Annotated in this window: 19 protein-coding genes; 9 read left to right on the top strand and 10 right to left on the bottom strand. The window is 74.1% G+C overall.

Going from position 1 to position 16,155, the window contains the following annotated elements; translation table 11 throughout:
* Nucleotides 1-17: 17 nt before the first annotated feature.
* Together BMY40_RS14220 and BMY40_RS14215 are read left to right on the top strand one after the other, a co-directional pair.
* Complete coding sequence (locus BMY40_RS14220; RefSeq protein ID WP_093659370.1) at nt 18-1,802, top strand: acyl-CoA dehydrogenase family protein; 1,785 nt, start codon at nt 18-20, stop codon at nt 1,800-1,802.
* Nucleotides 1,799-2,563, top strand: a complete 765-nt coding sequence (locus BMY40_RS14215) for a 4'-phosphopantetheinyl transferase family protein (protein WP_093659368.1) — start codon at nt 1,799-1,801, stop codon at nt 2,561-2,563. The genes BMY40_RS14220 and BMY40_RS14215 overlap by 4 nt, the downstream gene beginning before the upstream one ends.
* Before the next feature lies 1 nt (nt 2,564).
* On the opposite strand, the gene BMY40_RS14210 is transcribed toward BMY40_RS14215, so the two are convergent.
* Entirely contained in the window at nt 2,565-3,206 is a 642-nt protein-coding gene (locus tag BMY40_RS14210; protein WP_342745074.1) for a MerR family transcriptional regulator, read from the bottom strand.
* A 156-nt stretch (nt 3,207-3,362) separates the two neighbouring features.
* Between BMY40_RS14210 and BMY40_RS14205 the strand changes: the two genes are divergently transcribed.
* The gene (locus BMY40_RS14205) at nt 3,363-3,764 is read left to right on the top strand and encodes a DUF3291 domain-containing protein (RefSeq protein ID WP_093659364.1); all 402 of its coding nucleotides are present in this window, start codon (nt 3,363-3,365) and stop codon (nt 3,762-3,764) included.
* A gap of 43 nt (nt 3,765-3,807) precedes the next feature.
* Nucleotides 3,808-5,274, top strand: a complete 1,467-nt coding sequence (locus tag BMY40_RS14200) for an MFS transporter (protein WP_093659362.1) — start codon at nt 3,808-3,810, stop codon at nt 5,272-5,274.
* Nucleotides 5,275-5,367: 93 nt separating this feature from the next.
* On the opposite strand, the gene BMY40_RS14195 is transcribed toward BMY40_RS14200, so the two are convergent.
* A complete protein-coding gene (locus tag BMY40_RS14195) occupies nt 5,368-5,787 on the bottom strand; it encodes a VOC family protein (RefSeq protein WP_093659360.1) in 420 nt (139 codons plus the stop codon).
* Nucleotides 5,788-6,217: 430 nt separating this feature from the next.
* Here BMY40_RS14195 and BMY40_RS14190 point away from each other — a divergent pair, with 430 nt between their 5' ends.
* The gene (locus BMY40_RS14190; protein WP_093659358.1) at nt 6,218-6,499 is read left to right on the top strand and encodes a GlsB/YeaQ/YmgE family stress response membrane protein; all 282 of its coding nucleotides are present in this window, start codon (nt 6,218-6,220) and stop codon (nt 6,497-6,499) included.
* Nucleotides 6,500-7,013: 514 nt separating this feature from the next.
* Here BMY40_RS14190 and BMY40_RS14185 read toward each other — a convergent pair.
* Nucleotides 7,014-7,769: an SAM-dependent methyltransferase gene (locus tag BMY40_RS14185; RefSeq protein ID WP_245770096.1), complete on the bottom strand. Its 756-nt coding sequence runs from the start codon at nt 7,767-7,769 to the stop codon at nt 7,014-7,016.
* A 402-nt stretch (nt 7,770-8,171) separates the two neighbouring features.
* Between BMY40_RS14185 and BMY40_RS14180 the strand changes: the two genes are divergently transcribed.
* Both BMY40_RS14180 and BMY40_RS14175 read left to right on the top strand, forming a co-directional pair.
* Nucleotides 8,172-8,789: an RNA polymerase sigma factor gene (locus BMY40_RS14180; RefSeq protein ID WP_177214007.1), complete on the top strand. Its 618-nt coding sequence runs from the start codon at nt 8,172-8,174 to the stop codon at nt 8,787-8,789.
* Between the two features lies 1 nt (nt 8,790).
* On the top strand, nt 8,791-9,522 hold the full coding sequence (locus BMY40_RS14175) for a hypothetical protein (RefSeq protein ID WP_093659352.1): 732 nt from the start codon (nt 8,791-8,793) through the stop codon (nt 9,520-9,522).
* A gap of 22 nt (nt 9,523-9,544) precedes the next feature.
* On the opposite strand, the gene BMY40_RS14170 is transcribed toward BMY40_RS14175, so the two are convergent.
* The 4 genes from BMY40_RS14170 to BMY40_RS14155 form a co-directional block, all read right to left on the bottom strand.
* Nucleotides 9,545-10,225 carry a lysophospholipid acyltransferase family protein gene (locus BMY40_RS14170; protein ID WP_093659350.1) on the bottom strand — a complete coding sequence of 227 codons (681 nt, stop codon included), beginning with the start codon at nt 10,223-10,225 and terminating at the stop codon, nt 9,545-9,547.
* Between the two features lie 365 nt (nt 10,226-10,590).
* Nucleotides 10,591-11,421: an SAM-dependent methyltransferase gene (locus BMY40_RS14165; RefSeq protein ID WP_093659348.1), complete on the bottom strand. Its 831-nt coding sequence runs from the start codon at nt 11,419-11,421 to the stop codon at nt 10,591-10,593.
* 113 nt (nt 11,422-11,534) lie between these two features.
* Nucleotides 11,535-11,771: a DUF397 domain-containing protein gene (locus BMY40_RS14160; RefSeq protein WP_093659346.1), complete on the bottom strand. Its 237-nt coding sequence runs from the start codon at nt 11,769-11,771 to the stop codon at nt 11,535-11,537.
* Nucleotides 11,772-12,632, bottom strand: coding sequence for a helix-turn-helix domain-containing protein (locus tag BMY40_RS14155; protein ID WP_093659344.1), 861 nt, complete (start codon nt 12,630-12,632; stop codon nt 11,772-11,774). It abuts the gene before it with no gap.
* A 218-nt stretch (nt 12,633-12,850) separates the two neighbouring features.
* Between BMY40_RS14155 and BMY40_RS14150 the strand changes: the two genes are divergently transcribed.
* Together BMY40_RS14150 and BMY40_RS14145 are read left to right on the top strand one after the other, a co-directional pair.
* Complete coding sequence (locus BMY40_RS14150) at nt 12,851-13,330, top strand: ATP-binding protein (protein WP_245770083.1); 480 nt, start codon at nt 12,851-12,853, stop codon at nt 13,328-13,330.
* Nucleotides 13,330-13,845 (top strand): hypothetical protein, encoded by a 516-nt coding sequence (locus tag BMY40_RS14145; protein ID WP_177214006.1) that lies wholly within the window; start codon nt 13,330-13,332, stop codon nt 13,843-13,845. The genes BMY40_RS14150 and BMY40_RS14145 overlap by 1 nt, the downstream gene beginning before the upstream one ends.
* Here the strand turns inward: BMY40_RS14145 and dhaM are convergent.
* The 3 genes from dhaM to dhaK form a co-directional block, all read right to left on the bottom strand.
* Entirely contained in the window at nt 13,830-14,237 is a 408-nt protein-coding gene (gene dhaM, locus BMY40_RS14140) for a dihydroxyacetone kinase phosphoryl donor subunit DhaM (protein WP_093659342.1), read from the bottom strand. The two genes, BMY40_RS14145 and dhaM, sit on opposite strands and share 16 nt — an antisense overlap.
* Nucleotides 14,234-14,872 carry a dihydroxyacetone kinase subunit DhaL gene (dhaL, locus tag BMY40_RS14135; RefSeq protein WP_093659340.1) on the bottom strand — a complete coding sequence of 213 codons (639 nt, stop codon included), beginning with the start codon at nt 14,870-14,872 and terminating at the stop codon, nt 14,234-14,236. Before dhaL ends, dhaM begins: the two co-directional genes overlap by 4 nt.
* 67 nt (nt 14,873-14,939) lie before the next feature.
* Nucleotides 14,940-15,932, bottom strand: a complete 993-nt coding sequence (gene dhaK / locus BMY40_RS14130) for a dihydroxyacetone kinase subunit DhaK (RefSeq protein WP_093659338.1) — start codon at nt 15,930-15,932, stop codon at nt 14,940-14,942.
* Between the last annotated feature and the right edge of the window lie 223 nt (nt 15,933-16,155).

Genomic DNA, 16,155 nt, shown 5'->3' with positions numbered 1-16,155 from the left:
CTGGAAGGAGCAGCCGTATGAACGCCGGGAAACTCGCCTCTCTCGCCGGGGAGCTGGAGGACTACCTGGGCGATCCGCACGACGACCGGTCGCGGATGCCGTTCGCCCGCGTCCTCGAGCACGACGAGCGGGAGCAGTACCCCCACGGGATGGTGAGCCTGCTGCAGGACTGGGGCCTGCACCACTACTGCCTGCCCGAGCGGTGGGGCGGGCGGGCCGGTGACGTGGAGGTGGGGTTCCAGCTCGTGCGGCTGGTGGCCCGCCGGGATCCGACCACCGCCACCGCGCTGATGATCACGAACGTGGCGTTCATGCCGACCTGGATCGCCGCCACCGACGAACAGGGCCGCGCCGCCGTCGACGCGATCAACCACGGCGGACGGATGGCCTGGGGACTGACCGAGCGCGAGCACGGCAGCGACATCCTCGCCAACGAGATGCGGGCCGAGAAGGTCCCCGGCGGCTATGTCCTGACCGGTGAGAAGTGGCTGATCGGCAACGCCACGGTGGCCGACGTGGTCAGTGTCCAGGCCCGTACCGACCCGCGGGGCGGGCCGGGCGGCTGGTCGGTCTTCGCGGTGGACAAGCGGCGCTGCCCGGCCGGTTCGGTGATGCCGCTGCCCGCCGAGCGCCTCCACGGGCTGCGGGCCATCGACATGAGCGGCATCCGGCTGGACGGTGTGTTCGTGCCCGAGGAGTGCCGGATCGGAGCCGAGGGGCAGGGACTCGAACTGGCCCTCCAGGGCGCCCAGGTGGCCCGCACGGTGATCTGCGCGATCGCGCTGGGCGCGGTGGACACCGCACTGCGGGTGACCCTGGACTTCGCCGAGCAGCGCTCGATCTTCGGCCGGAAGGTCGCCGACATCCCCTACTCGCGGCGCCAGCTCGCCGAGTCCTTCGCCGACCTGATGGTGGCCGACGCGGTCTCCACGGCGGCGGTCCGCTCCCTGCAGGCCGTCCCGGAGCAGGCCAGCGTCTTCTCCTCGGTCGTGAAGTACTTCGTGCCCACGCTGCTGGACCGCACGATGGCGCAGCTCTCGGTGGTGCTGGGCGCCCGCCAGTACCTGCGCGCCCACCCGCACTACGGCGTCTACCAGAAGATGCTGCGCGACCTGCTCGCGGTGCACTTCGTCGACGGCAACACGGTGGTGAACCTCAAGAACGTCGGCGCCCAGCTCGACGGGCTGCTGGCGGCGGCGGTCTCGGCGGACGACGCGACCCGCGCCGAGGCCGCGGAGCGCGCGTCCGGGGTGTACGACGCGGACGCGCCGCTGCCGGTCTGGGAGCCGCACCGGCAGCTCCTGGTCAGCCGCGGCCGCGACGACACGGTGGTCTCGCTGCCGGTGGCCGTGGAGCGGCTGCGGGCCATGGCGGCCCGGCACGGCGATCGGCGCCAGCGCGAGTGGCTGGGCCGCGCGGCGGACCTGGCGGTGAGGCTGTCGGGGGAGTTCGCCCGGCTGCGGGCCGAACTGGACCTGCTGAAGCGGGCCCAGGGCCGCGGGTACGGGGCCTCGGCCGAGCTGTTCCGGCTGGCCGAGCGCTACTGCGCCCTGCACGCGGCCGCCGCCTCGGTGCAGCTGGCCGTCGGCTCGGCCCGGGTGTTCGGGGAGGGGTTCCCCGACGGCGCGGTGCTGCTGCTCTCCCTGGAGAGGGTGTGGCGGCTGCTGCACCCCACCGAGACGGTGACCGACCCGGAGGTCGTGGACCGGGTGATGGAGGTGCTGCGCGACCTGCACACCGCACCGCGGCTGTTCTCCGCCCGGCCCGTCCCCGTCCGTGCCTCCGCCCCGGGGCCCGAGTGACCGCAGGACGGGCAGGACGGGCGGAGCACCGGGCACAGCTCTGGCTGCTGGCCGAGGAGTCGGTGGACGCGGAGGCGGCGCGGTACGCCGCCGCACTGCTCGGCGCCGACGAGCGGCGCCGGCTGGAGCGGCTCCGCCCGCCGGACGGGCGGCGCCGCTTCCTGGGCGCACGGCTGCTGTGCCGCACGGTGCTGGGGGAGCTGCTGGGCCGGCCCCCGGCCGCGCTGCGGTTCGTCCGCGGCGGGCTGGGCCGGCCGGAGCTGGATCCCAACCCGTGGGGGGTGCGGTTCAGCCTCTCCCACACCCAGGGCCTCATCGGCTGCCTGGTGAGCGGGGAGGGGCCGTGCGGACTGGACGTGGAGCGGGCGGAGGCGGCCGGGCCGGCGGTCCGGTACGGGCAGCGGTGGCTGGCCCCCGCGGAGCGGGAGCTGCTGGCCGGGCTGGACCCGGTACGGCGGGCGCGGGCGTTCACCGACCTGTGGGTGCTGAAGGAGGCGTACACCAAGGCCCTGGGGCTGGGGTTCCAGCACCGCTTCGACGGGTTCCGGCTCGGCCCGGACGAACACGGCCGGGTCGTGCTGGAGGACCCGTCGGTGCCGCCGGAGGCGGCCGCGCGCTGGCGCTTCGCCCTGCTGTCGGTGCCCGGCGGGTACCGGCTGGCGGTGGCGGTGCGGCGGGATGGCGCCGCGGACGGCCCGTGGTCCGCGCCCCGGCCGCGGTACCTCGACCCGCGCACGGTGGTGGCCGGTGCCGGCCTGTGACTCACCCGCCGGCGCCGCCGTCCTGGCCGGCGTACCGCAGCGCGGCCTCGTTCTCCTGCGCCATCCGGCGCAGGGTGGCCAGGACCGGCTCCATCAGGACGGTCAGCACCAGGGCCCGTTCGGCGATGTCGATCCGGTCCTCGATTCCGGCGAGCTGGTCCAGGTCCAGCCGGGCGGTGGCGGCGGCCAGTTCGGCGTACGGCACCAGCTCCTCGGCGCCGTAGTCGGCACCGACCCCGCGCAGCGCCCGCAGCCCGGCGGCCAGCGCCCCGCGCAGCGGCGACTGCTCGGTGACGGTCCAGCCCATCCGCTCGACGAGCCGTTCCACCTCGGCCGCGCTGCCGTCCGTGCCGTCCCCCTCCGGCACCGCGGCCACCGGCGACCGCAGGGCGTAGTGCGTCACGCCGAGGGTCTCGTACCGGCCGAGCGGCTCGCCGACCGCTTCCAGGACCTCCCTGGTGGCGGCCACCGAGAGGCCTCCGAGCGTGATGAGCGCTCTGACCAGCCGCAGCCGGCGCAGATGCTCCTCCTCGTACTCGGCCTGGTTGCTGGCGGTCGCCCGACCGGGCCGCAGCAGCCCTTCCCGCAGATAGAACTTGATCGTCGGAACGGGGACGCCGCTGCGGCGGCTCAGCTCGGACATCCTCACGGGGTTCCTCGATTCTGCGGCGGGTGCGGCACGTACCACATGTGGACACGGCAAGTGTAACGTGCCACTATCGATAGTGGATAGTGCCACTATTAGCCTCACCGCAGGTGACGCCCGCGCGCCCTGCCCGCGAGTCAAGGACCCCGCGCCATGCCGAAGCTTCCCTGGACCACGATCAACCCCGCCGACCCCACCGCCGAAGCCGTCGTCATGGCCTCCCGGCTGGAGGTCCGCTCCCTGCGGCACGTCCCCCGCTTCTTCTGGCTCTCCCTGGCGTCGTGGCGCCAGGCCCGCCGGTCGCCGGGAGCCTTCGGGGCCTCGCTCATCGCCCAGCTCGGCCGCGGCGTCTTCTGGACCCTCTCGGCCTGGGAGAGCAAGGAGGCCGTGTACGCCTACGCCAAGGCCGAACCGCACAACTCGATCATGAAGCGGCTGCGGCCCACCATGCGCGAGTCCCAGTTCGTCTTCTGGAACGTCCCCGCCGAGCGGCTTCCCGTCTCCTGGGAGGACGCCCGTGCCCGACTGGCGGAGGAACGGGCCCGGCAGTCCTGACCCGCCCGCACCCGCCGCCGACCACCCTGACGGGAGAACAACCATGCCCACCGCCGCACCACCCGCGCCGACCGCCAGGCGTACGCCGCTGTGGCCGGCGATCGTCGCCTGCTCCCTGCCGATGTTCATGACCGCCCTGGACAACCTGGTGGTGTCCACCGCGCTGCGAACCCTCCAGCAGGACCTCTCGGCCAGCGCCCAGGACCTGCAGTGGTTCGTCAACGCCTACACCCTGGGCTTCGCCTGCTTCCTGCTGGTCTGCGCGGGACTGGGCGACCGCTACGGCCGCCGCCGGTTCTTCGTCCTGGGCATCGTCGTCTTCACGCTGGCCTCCGTCGGCTGCGGCCTCTCCGACACCAGCGGCCAGCTCATCGCCTTCCGCGCCCTTCAGGGACTGGGCGCCGCCGCGGTCATGCCGCTGTCGCTGACCCTGCTCTCCGCCGCGGTGCCGGACCGCCTGCGCGGCCTGGCCGTGGGCCTGTGGAGCGCGGTCAGCGGCACCGCCGTCGCGCTCGGGCCGGTGGTGGGCGGCGCGGTCGTGGAAGGCCTCGACTGGCAGTGGATCTTCTGGATCAATGTGCCGGTCGGGCTGGTCGCGGTGCCGCTGGCGCTGCTCGTCCTCAAGGAGAGCCGCGGCGAGCGGGCCCGCATCGACGTCGAGGGCATGCTGCTGGTCACCGCCGGCCTGCTCGCCCTGGTCTGGGGCATCGTCAACGGGGAGACCCGGGGCTGGAGCGACGGCCGGGTGCTGCTCGCCCTGGCCGGCGGCGTGGTGCTGCTCGCGCTGTTCACCCTCTGGGAGCGGCGCACCAAGGCCCCGCTGCTGCCGCTGCGCTTCTACCGGGTCCGCGCCTTCACCCTCACCAACCTCGTCTCCGCCGCCATGTACTTCGGGGTCTTCGGCTCCATCTTCCTGCTGGCGCAGTACCTGCAGATCGCGCCCCCGCGCACCCCGCTGCACGCCGGTGTGCTCACCCTGTCCTGGACCCTGATGCCGATGTTCGTGGCACCGCTGGCGGGCATGCTCACCGAACGGGTGGGCGGCGGCCGGCTCATGGGCCTGGGCCTGCTGCTCCAGGCGGGCGGTCTGGTCTGGATCAATCTGGTGGCGACCACCGACACCCCCTACTCCCACCTGGTGGCACCGATGGCCCTCGCCGGCATCGGCATGGGCCTGACCTTCGCTCCCGCCGCCACGGTGGTGCTCTCCTCCGTGCGCAAGACGGAGCACGGCAAGGCCTCCGGCGCCAACAGCACCGCCCGGGAGATCGGCGGCACCCTGGGCGTGGCCGTCCTGGGCACGGTCTTCGCGGCCCACGGCGGCTACCTGTCCCCGCAGGACTTCGTGGACGGCGTACGGCCCGCGCTGTGGATCGGGGCCGCGGTCACCGCGCTCGGCGGCCTGGTGGCCTTCGCCATCCCCAGGCGGCACGCCGCGCCCCCGGAACCGGACGGCGAAAGCACCGGACCGGCCGCCCCGGACGCGCGGGAGGTGCGGCAGGCCGTCTGACCGGGACGGACGGGGGCGGGCCCGGGCGGCGGGGGCGACGGCACATCCGCGCCCCCGCCGCGTTCGGTGTGCCCGGACGGCGGGAGCGGCGGATCAGGCGGGCGGGGGAGGGGCGCGGCGTTCGCCGAGATAGCCCGCGCGGCCCTCGTCGTCGAGATCGATGGTGCCCCGGGGGATGACGCAGAACTCGTTCCCCTCTGGGTCGGCCATGACCAGGAAGCCCCCCTCCTCGGTGTACCGCGGCAGCCATCGCCCGCCCAGCGACTCGATCCGCCGCCGCTCGGCGGCCGGGTCCGGCGAGGTGATGTCGAGATGGACGCGGTTCTTGCCGGTCTTCGGGGTGTCGGCTCGCTGGAACCCCAGGACGGGACCGTCACCGCGCTCGAGCCACACGTACGGGCCCGTCCTCGCCGCGACCGGCCGCCCCAGGAGCTCGGACCAGAACGCCGCCAGCCGCTCGGGATCCTCGGAATCGATGACGACGGCGCCGATGTCCAGGTGGGTGTCTGCCATCCCCCGATGCTCCCAGAAGGAGCCGCGCGCCGGGTCCGTCGCCGAGGCTCCCGGCCGGGAGGCCCGCCGGGCGACCGGCGTCCCGCGCTCGAAGGTGAGGCCGCGTCACCGCTGGGCGGGAGGCCCCCGCCGGCGGTCGCACGGCCCGGAACGGCGCGGAGCCGCGGCGAGGCGCCGGGGCCGGTCCGCGGCAGCGATCCGTCCCGCTCGCGGGCGATCCCGGCCGGCGGGGCGCCGGCGGTGTCCGCCGGGCCCGCGTACGGCACATGACCGATGCCGTGCCGGTGGGACGGGGGAGGGGAGCGGCGGGGGCGGGAAAGGAAATCCCCTGTTCCGCAGGCCTTTTCGCGGTGCTCCGGGAAACTCTCCTGTTTGGCTGGCGAGTTCATGGCAAGGCGGTCCTGTGAAGACGACAAGGAGGTACCCAGACATGGGCATCATCGCGTGGATTCTCATCGGTCTGCTCGCCGGAGCGATCGCCAAAGCCCTCATGCCGGGCAAGGACCCGGGCGGCATCCTCGTCACGATGCTGATCGGTATCGTGGGCGGCCTTCTCGGCGGTTTCCTGGGCAAGGTGATATTCGGCGTCGATTCGATCGACGGATTCTTCGATCTCTCGACCTGGATCGCCGCCATCATCGGCTCGGTCATCGTTCTGGCCATCTACCGGGCCGTGACCGGTCGCGGCAACCGCCGCCACGTACACGCCTGACCCGGCACGGGTCTTCCGGACATGCGGTGGTCGTTGACCGACCTGTCGCCGCATCGGCCGGCCGGCGTGGTACGGCGCGCTCTTCGGACCGGTTCCGCCGGCCGATTCGCGGGCGATCCGCGCACCCCCGGCGACCCCCTCACCAGAGCGGGCCGCCGGGGGTGCGCCGTGCTGGGGAGGCGGCGCCCACCGGCGGCCGAGCGGCCGAAATCACCGGCGCACACCCTCGACACGCCCCCGGTTTCGGCCGGGACCCGTCGGGACCGGAAGGCCGGGAGAAGCGGGAGGGCGGGAAAAGGAAAATCCGGCCGGGTGATCGGGAGTGCGGAGTGAGCGCGGAGCGTTTTTTCTCACCGAGGTGACCCGCGCCGGCCGGTGAATTACCAGGCGCGGCCACTCCTCTGGGAATCCCGAGCCGAACGGGAGGGCATCACGGGCCGTTCCGCCGCACAGGAGGAAAGCGCCGTCGCCCTGCCCGGCGGGACACGGGCCCCGGCGCCCGGGCGGCCCGCGGTCAGGGCTTGCGGGCGACCGCGGCGTAGCAGGCCGCCTCGGCGTCGGTGACGTTGCCGAAGGCCTGGCCGGGGTCGGGGCGCCAGCGGTGGGAGGTGGTGATCCCCGGCTCGAACAGCTCCCAGCCGCTGAAGAACCGGGTGAACTCCTCCCTGGTGCGGGCCTGTCCGGGGGTCCCCGAGGCGCGGTAGGCCTCGGTGAGACGGGCGATGCCCTCGGGGTCGAAGTCGGGGGTGACATGGCTGATGGCGAGGGTGCTGCCGGACGGCAGCGCGTCCTTGAAGTACTCGACGATCTCGTGCGCCCGGTGCTCGCCCGGCACGAAGTGCAGGAGCGCGTTGAGGCTGAGCGCCACCGGCTCGCCCAGGTCCAGGGTCTCCTTCACCTCGGGTGCGGCCAGGAGGGCGGCCGGGTCGGTTGCGTCGGCCTGGACGTAGGCGGTGCGCCCCGCGGGGTGGCTGCGCAGCAGGGCCTGGGCGTGGGCGAGGACGATGGGGTCGTTGTCGGCGTAGACGACCCGTGACTCGGGCGCCACGTCCTGGGCCACCTCGTGCAGGTTGGGAGAGGTGGGGATGCCGGTGCCCACGTCGAGGAACTGGCGCATGCCGATGGTGGCCAGGAAGCGGGTGGCCCGGTGCATGAACTCCCGGTTGGCGCGGGCGGCGACCAGGACGGACGGGAAGAGGGCCATGGCCCGCCCGGCGGCCTCGCGGTCGGCGGGGAAGTTGGTGTGGCCGCCGAGGTAGTAGTCGTACATGCGGGCGGAGTGCGCCCGGTCCAGTTCCAGGTCGACCGCGCTGTCGTCCGCGCCGCCGGTGGTGCCGTCGACCGTCTGGGACACCTTGACCCCGCCCTTCGTGAGCACTCGTCGGTTCGCCGTCGGATCCCCAACACGCCTGTGGGAGAGGGTGGTTGAGGGATGGCGGTGTACTGTACCGTCCCCTCCACCCATCACGGCGGTAATCACACTATTACGCTGGGCTCATTTTTTGGGAAAACCACTGTCCGACGATGCCCACGATCCGATTGGCTTGGCGGGCGAGGTCCCGTCCCCTCGCGCCGGCAGCGGCCTCCACCGGGAGCGTCGCGACGCCAGTGGGGCGGGGCGCCCGCGACCGACGACCCGACGAGCACCCACACGGAGCCGGGAAGACCCGCGGTGAACACCCCTGACAACGTCCCCGTCGACGTGGACGCCGACCCCCCACAACCCCCCGCCCCCCACCGGCGGATGACCCTGACCTTCGATGCTTTCCACGAGTACCACCACCGGGTGTGGCTGCGGTACGCCCGTACCCAGGTGGGCAGCCGCACCGGCGCGGAGACGGTCGTGGAGGCCGCCTGCGCGCATCTGCTCAGCCACTGGAGCCACGTACTGGAACAGGAGTCCGTCCCTGCCTACGCCTGGGCCGTGCTCAAGGAGCGGATCCGGGAGTGGCTGGACCGCGACGGCCGGGCTCCGGCCCTGGCGGAGACCGCGGCCTTCGACGCCGCCTGCCGCGGCCGGCTGCTGGAGGAACTGCTGGACGGGACGGACGGAGCGGGCGGCTTCGCCGCCCTGGAGAACGGGCTGTGCCTGTACACGGCCATCGCCGAACTGCCCGAACGGCAGCACGACATCGTCGTCCTGCGCTATGTACTGGGATGCCCGGAGGAGGACGTGGCCGAGTACCTGGGCTGCGGCACGGTCGCCGTGCGCGCGCAGGTGCGGCACGCCAAGCGGAAACTGGCGGCCAGACTGGGCCCGAGAAGGAACCACAGGACGGGAGAGCGGTAACGTGCGCGGCACCGAGGAGCACCGGAGGATCGACGCTCTGCTGGAGGGGGCGGAGGTCCTCGGCGGCGAGTACGACGACTACGATCCGGCCGCCGCGCGGGAACGCATCGCCCGTGCCCTCACCGCCGTCCCGCCCCACGCGCAGCCGCCCTCGCACCCGGACACCGGGTGGCGGTACCGCACCGTCCACGAACAGGCCGCCCACGACCTGGATCTGGCCATCTCCCTGGTGGTGGGTTCGCCCGGGGCGGCCGAGAGCCTGGCGCGGCTGGTCGACCACCAGCGCACCGAGCCCGAGGGCGCCCTGGTCTTCGCCTGCCTGCTCCATCTGGTCGGCCACCGGGACGCGGCCCAGTTCTGGTGGCAGTTCGCGGCCGGCGGCGGCAGCCGCACCGCGGCCTTCTGCCTCTGCCTCCACCACCGGCGCCTCGGGGAGTTCCGCGACGCCGACTACTGGCGCCGGCAGGCCGCCCTGCTGGGGAGCGCCCGCAGCGCCGCCCGCGCCCCCCGGAGCACCGCCGCCGTGCCCGGCCTGCGCGGCTTCCTGCTGCCCGACGCCATCCGCCGGGACCTGCTCAGCCAGTGCCACCGCGGACGGCACCCCCGGCTGCCGCCCGCGGTGGAGGCGGTGGTCAACCGGCTGCGCGTCGCCGGCGACGACGAGGACTACGGCGAGATCCCCCGGCCCGAGCCGGGGCTGCCGGACGAACTCGCCGGGCCCCGCCCCCACTGAGGCGCACCGAAGCGGGCGCGGTTCAGGCGGTCGCCGTGAAGTCCCCGGGGGAGTGGACGGGGTGGCCGGCCCGGTCCGCCGCGATCCGCCAGGCGGCGACGACCGCCCGGCGGGCACGGGCGGTGGCCGTGACCACGTCGCCCGACAGCCGGACCGGCTCGCCGACGTGGACGTGTACGCCGGGACGGCGCAGCGGGGCGGTGACGAATCCGGCGACCTGCTTGGCGGTGGACCCGGAGCTGATCCGGCGGGAGCCGGCCTGCCCGAGGGGGACCACCGGAGCACCGGTGGCCAGCGCCAGCCGGGCCAGCCCGCTGCGGAACGGACCGGGCTCGGCCTCGCCGGAGTCCGCGCGGCGCGGCAGACCGCCCTCGCCGTAGATGAGCACGACCCGCCCGGCCGCGAGCGCGGCGGCGGCGCCCTCCAGCGAGGCGGCGGCCCGCTCGGTGCCCCGGTGCACCGGTACGTGCCCGTCGCGGACGAGTGCCTGGCGCAGGCCGGGTATCCGCCACAGCCCGGCGGTCGCCAGCACCACGGGCCTGGTGTCCAGGCGGTGCAGGGCGGCCAGGACCACGCCGGGGTCGACCAGGGAGGTGTGGTTGGCGGCGACGATGCTGCCGGGCGCGAGGTCGGTGCCGGGGTCGCTGGTGACCCGCAGACGGCCGAGAGCGGGGACGACGGTACGGGCGACGGTGCTGAGCACGGCGGGCTCCTCTGGGTGGCTCCTGTGCGGTTCCGGTGCGTCCGCCGGACGCCGGATGCCGGACGTCGGGAGGGGCGGCGGACCCCATCCTCGCCGGGCGCGCCCGGCGCCGCCTGAGTAGCCGTACTCATCCGCCTCTCCGGTTCCTCCGCACGGTCGCGGCGGCCCGTGCCCCCGGTCCCCTGCCCCCGCTTCCCCGCCCCTGGCTCCCGAAAGCCGTCCTCGGGCCCGCGGACCCCGCGGGCCCGAGGACGGCTTTCGGGCGGGCACCGCCGCTCGTGGGGGAAGCGGCGGTGCCCGCCGGGCGCGGCCGTACGCCTCGGCGCACCGTACGGACGCGGGACCGTGACACGGGGAAGCGGCGGCTACCGGCCCGGCTTGCGGCCCATGCCGCCGGCCACCAGCAGGCCGGCGATGTCCAGCGGGACCTTCACCGGCTCGTCGGGCTGCCAGTACGGCAGGTAGACCACGCCGGGCTCGACCATCTCCAGGCCCTCGAAGAAGGCGGCGATCCGGGCCATGCTCCGCAACTGCCCCCGGCCGAGGGCCTGCCGCAGCACCGACTCCAGGCCGAGGGCCTCCGGAGTGGAGGAGCAGAAGTGGGTGAGCAGCAGGTAACCGCCCGGCCCCAGCCACTTCTTGTAGGTCTCCACCAGCCCGTCGGGGTCCTCCTCGTCGAGGAGGTGGTGGACCACGGCGTTGAGGATCAGGCCCACCGGGCGGTCCGGGTCCAGCATGCCGGTCACGTCGGGGTGGCCGAGCAGGACGTCTGGCTCGCGTATGTCGGCGGTGACGACGACGGTGCGGTCGTCGTCCTCCAGCAGCGCACGGCCGTGCGCGAGGACGATGGGGTCGTTGTCGACGTAGACGACCTTCGCCTCGGGGTTGACCTCCTGGGCCACCTGGTGGGTGTTCTGCGCGGTGGGGAGGCCGGAGCCGATGTCCAGGAACTGGTCGATGCCCTGGCGGGCCATGTGGCGCACCGCGCGCACCAGCAGTCTGCGGTTGGTGCGCGCGCCCTCGCCCCCGTCGGGGAAGGCCCTGGCCACCTGCTCGGCGATCTCCTGGTCCACCGGGTAGTTGTCCTTGCCTCCGAGGATCGCGTCGTAGACGCGGGCGATGCTCGGGACGGAGGTGTCGATCTCGACCGGCTCCTGGGCCGACCGACTCCGTGTCCAGCTCATGTCGTCGGCCATCTGGTTCGTCCTCCGTCTGTGTGAGTGGTCGTCGGGTCGTGCGGATCGGGTGCGTGAGCGGGCCCCCGGACGGCGGGCGGGCCTGGAGCCGGCCGGTCGGGGGCCCGCGGGGTTCAGGAGAGGAGGAAGTCCGCCTCTCCCGCCTTGGCGCCCTGGATGAAAGCGCTGATCTCACCCGGGGTGTAGATCAGCGCGGGACCGTCCGGATCGGTGGACTGGCGGATGGCGACCCGGCCGTCGGGCAGCCTCCTCGCCTCCAGGCAGTTGCCGCCGTTCCCACCGCTCCACGGCCTGTGCCAGCCCTCGGTGCCGAGATCGCTGGCGCGCATGCCGTTGTATATGCGGTCCATTCAGAGCTCCTCGCGGAAATCCCGGAGGATCTCCTTGGTGCGTCGTGCCGTTGCCGCCTGGGCCGACATGCGGTCCAGGAGTTCCAGGTGGGAGGCGACCTCGGTCCGCTCGTCCAGGTAGACGGCGCCGGTGAGGTACTCCACGTAAACCATGTCCGGGAGTTCGGGGAGGCCGAAGCGGAAGAGGACGAACGGCCCGTAGGTGCCCGGGTGGAATCCGGAGGAGAACTCGGTGATCTGCAGCGTGACGTTCGGCCGCTCCGCCTCCTCCAGCAGCCGGTCGACCTGGGCCCGCATGACCCGCGGCGGGCCGACGGGGCGGCGCAGCGCCGTCTCCTCCACCAGGACCCACAGGCGCGGGGCGTCCGCGCGGGTGAGCAGGTGCTGGCGCTCCATGCGCAGTGCCACGTGCCGCTCGACATCGCCCTTGACGGTCCGGCCGATCGCGCCCTTGCGCAGTATGTGCCGGGCGTACTCCTCGGTCTGCAGCAGACCCGGGACGACGTGCGGCTCGTAGGCCCGGATCACCCTGGCGGAACTCTCCAGGCTGACGTGGACGCTGAACCAGTCCGGCAGCACATCGCGGAACCGCTGCCACCAGCCGGGCCTGTTGGCCTCCTCGGCCAGTGCGACGAAGGTCTCGGCGTCGCGGCCGGTGACCCCGTAGGCCTCCAGCAGTAAACGGACGTACGGGATCTTCAGCGCGACCTCGGCCGTCTCCATCCTGCGGATGGTGGCGGAGGCGACGTGGAGGACCTTCGCGGCCTCCTCGCGCCTCAGCCCCGCCTTCTCGCGCAGGTCCTGGAGCCGCCTGCCCAGCACGAGCTGGCCCACGGTCGGGGCGGACCGGGGCTCACTCATCGCGTGTTCCTCCTGGTGTCCTGGCCATGTCCCGCAGTGTGCCACGGAGTTGACGGCGCGAACACCCTGCACCGGCGACTCTGGATTTTTCAGAGTGCCCCTTGCCAACTGTCCTCTGCGGTGAGCATAGTGACGGTGTGACACGGTTCACCTCGACGCGGTCCAGGACGTGCTGCACGCTCCACGACCGCCTTCTCCCCCCACCCCTGGGACCGGCCGTGCCGTTCGGCGGGACCGCCGGGCGCCCGGCCTTACGCGCCCGGAGCCGGCCCCCGCTGCGCAGAACGGACTTCGCCCTGCCGGCGCGCGCCGAGTCGGTGGCGAAGGCACGCCGCCTCGTCCGCGGCCTGCTGGCCGGGTGGGGCGCGGACGAGGAGACCTGCGACACGGCGGCCCTGGTGGTCTCGGAACTGTTCACCAACACGGTGGTGCACACCGGCAGCGGGTCGGTGGTGTGCGAACTGCGGGAGGAGACGGGATCCACCGCCCGGGAGGGGACGCCGCTGCGCCTGGAGGTGTGCGGCCGCAGGCCGGGCCCGCCCACCTGCCCCGCCCCCCGGACCCGCCTTCCGCAGGAGGAGCACGGCCGCGGGCTGCTGCTGGTCGAGGCCGTCAGCGAAGCCTGGGGGATCCGGGACGTACGCGGCTGCGGCTGGTCGGTGTGGGCCCGCCTGCCGGCCGCCGCCGCGGAACGCTGATGCGCGCCCCGGGCGCCGGCCGGCCGGCGCGTCTCGTACGCCGCCTGTGCTCACCGGCCGTACGGGGCGCGGACGCCGTGACGGGCGGGCAGGGCAGACTGCGGCTCCCCGCGGACCTGCCCGCTCCGCTCGGGTACGACGCCGTCGGGGTGGACGCCGCCCTGGGGCCGCGGATCACGGGGAAGCCGCTCCGCGCGGGGTGCGTGTTCGCCGACGCCGAGCGGTGGTGGTGGATCGTGCCCTCCGGGGCCGACATCGGGGTGGCCTGGCCGCCGGCGGCCCGTTACGCGGCCGGCGCCCTCGTCGCCGCGCACCCGCCGGGGAGCGGCCCGCGCCTGGCCCACCGGCCCGAGGACGGCATCCCCTACACCCATCCCGTGGTGCTCTACATCGCCGTGTGCAACGCCGTCGGCGTCCGCCCGGTCTGGACGGAGAGACGCGACCCGGGGGCGGTACGGGAGCCCCCGCGCGGGCGGGGGCCGGGCGGTGCGGGCTCCGGTCAGAGCTTGCGGTAGCCGTACGCCTCCGTCGCGGCCGCCGCGACCGCCTCCAGGTCCGCGCCGGTGGAGGCGGTGACCACGGCCGCGACCGCGCCCTCGACGAAGGGCGCGTCCACCAGGCGGGTACCCGGGGGCAGTTCGTCCTCGGCCAGGAGCGTGCGCACCGTCAGCACCGCGCTGCCCAGGTCCGCCAGCACCGCGACGCCCGCACCCCGGTCGACCCGGTGGGCCGCTTCGGTGATCAACTCCGAACTGGTGCCCAGCCCGCCGTCCCCGGTGCCGCCGGCGGGCGCGACCGGGACGGCGACGCCGCCCGCCAGCCCGAGCGCCATATGGGCGACGGACTCGGCCACCTGCCTGCTGTGCGAGACCAGTACGACGCCGACCTGCCTGTTCGCCTCGCTCATGCGGACTCCCCGGTCTCGGCGGTTCCGGCGGTTTCGGCGAGCGCGGCGAAGAACAGCGCCGAGGAGGTGGCGCCGGGATCCTGGTGTCCGACGCTGCGCTCGCCCAGATAACTGGCCCGGCCCCTGCGCGCACGCATCGGCACGGTGGCGGCGGCCCCCTCCTCGGCCGCCCTGCGCGCCGCCCCGAAGTCGCCGCCCGAGTCGCCCAGCGCCTCGACGGCCGGGTACAGCGCGTCCAGCATCGTCTTGTCGCCCCGTGCCGCCGAACCCAGCTGCGCCACCGCCTCCACCCCGGTGTGCAGCGCCTCCCGCAACTGCTCCGGCTCCACGCTCTCCTGGTCGCCCAGCACCTTGCCCGCACGGCGCAGCAGCGTCCCGTAGAGCGGGCCCGAGGCACCGCCGACGGTGGAGATCAGCCGGCGCCCGGCGAGGGTGAGCACCGCGCCGGGGGAGGAGGGGGCCTCCTCCTCCAGGGCGGCGACCGCGGCGGCCAGGCCGCGCCGCATGTTGGCGCCGTGATCGGCGTCGCCGATGGCGGAGTCCAGCTCGGTCAGCCGCTCCGCCTCCCGGTCCACGGCGGCCGAGACCGCGGACAACCAGCGGCGGAAGAAGTCGGCGTCCAGTGCGACGGTCACCACGGTCTCCTTGTCTGCGGGCGGTGCCTCGGAGGCTGCGTCCGGTTCCCTGCCCGGCCGGCCGGGGTCACATGCCCCAGCGCAGCGCGGGGGTGCGCACCGGCGCGTCCCACAGCCGCAGCAGTTCCTCGTCCGCCTGGCACAGCGTGACGGAGCAGCCCGCCATGTCGAGCGAGGTGACGTAGCTGCCGACGAGGGTGCGGGCCACGGCCACACGGCGCTCGCCGAGCACGCGGTGGACCTCGGCGGCGAAGCCGTACAGCTCCAGCAGCGGGGTGCCGCCCATGCCGTTGACCAGCGCCAGCACGGGCCGGTCCGGGCGCAGGTCGTCCAGCACCGCGTCCACCGCCGTGTCCGCGATCTCGCCGGAGGTCATCATCCCCCGCCGCTCGCGGCCCGGCTCCCCGTGGATGCCGATGCCCAGTTCCAGTTCGCCGGGCGGCAGGTCGAAGGTGGGCACGCCCCGCGCCGGAGTGGTGCAGGCGCTCAGCGCGACGCCGAAGCTGCGGGAGGACTCCACCACCTGCCGGGCCACCGCCTCCACCCGCTCCAGCGGTGCGCCCGCCTCGGCCGCCGCGCCCGCCAGCTTCTCCACGAACAGCGTGGCGCCGGTGCCGCGCCGCCCGGCGGTGTAGGTGCTGTCGACCACCGCCACGTCGTCGTCGACCAGCACCCTGGCGACCTGCACGCCCTCGTCCTCGGCCAGCTCGGCGGCCATGTCGAAGTTCAGCACGTCGCCGGTGTAGTTCTTCACCACGAACAGCACCCCCCGGCCGCTGTCCACGGCCGCCGCCGCCCGCGCCATCTGGTCCGGGACGGGGGAGGTGAACACCTCGCCGGGGCAGGCGGCGTCCAGCATCCCGGGGCCGACGAACCCGCCGTGCAGCGGCTCGTGCCCCGACCCGCCGCCGGAGACCAGCCCCACCTTGTCCGCGACCGGCGCGTCCCGGCGCACCACCACCCGGTTCTCCACGTCGACCGTCAGCTCCGGATGGGCGGCGGCCATGCCGCGCAGGGCGTCGGCCACCACCGTCTCCGGCACGTTGATCAGCATCTTCATGACTACCTCCGGACGGGTTCGGCGGCTGCCGCGGCGAGGAAGGGACGGGACGGAAGGGCTGGAAGATCAGTATCGCGGCGGATGCGCTCCGGGTCACCCCCGCGTCGTACGGACGGATGGCCGCGAACACGCCGCCTCTAAAAAACTGTGCCAAGCGAATCCCTGGAGGAAACGAGGGACGTGTGGCCCCGGCTCCCCTGCCGTACGGCCCTATGGACGAGCA

It is taken from the genome of Streptomyces radiopugnans (assembly GCF_900110735.1).
GTDB lineage: Bacteria > Actinomycetota > Actinomycetes > Streptomycetales > Streptomycetaceae > Streptomyces > Streptomyces radiopugnans.
The sequence above is the reverse complement of the archived record's forward strand: the minus strand, read 5'-3'. Positions and strand labels throughout refer to the sequence as shown.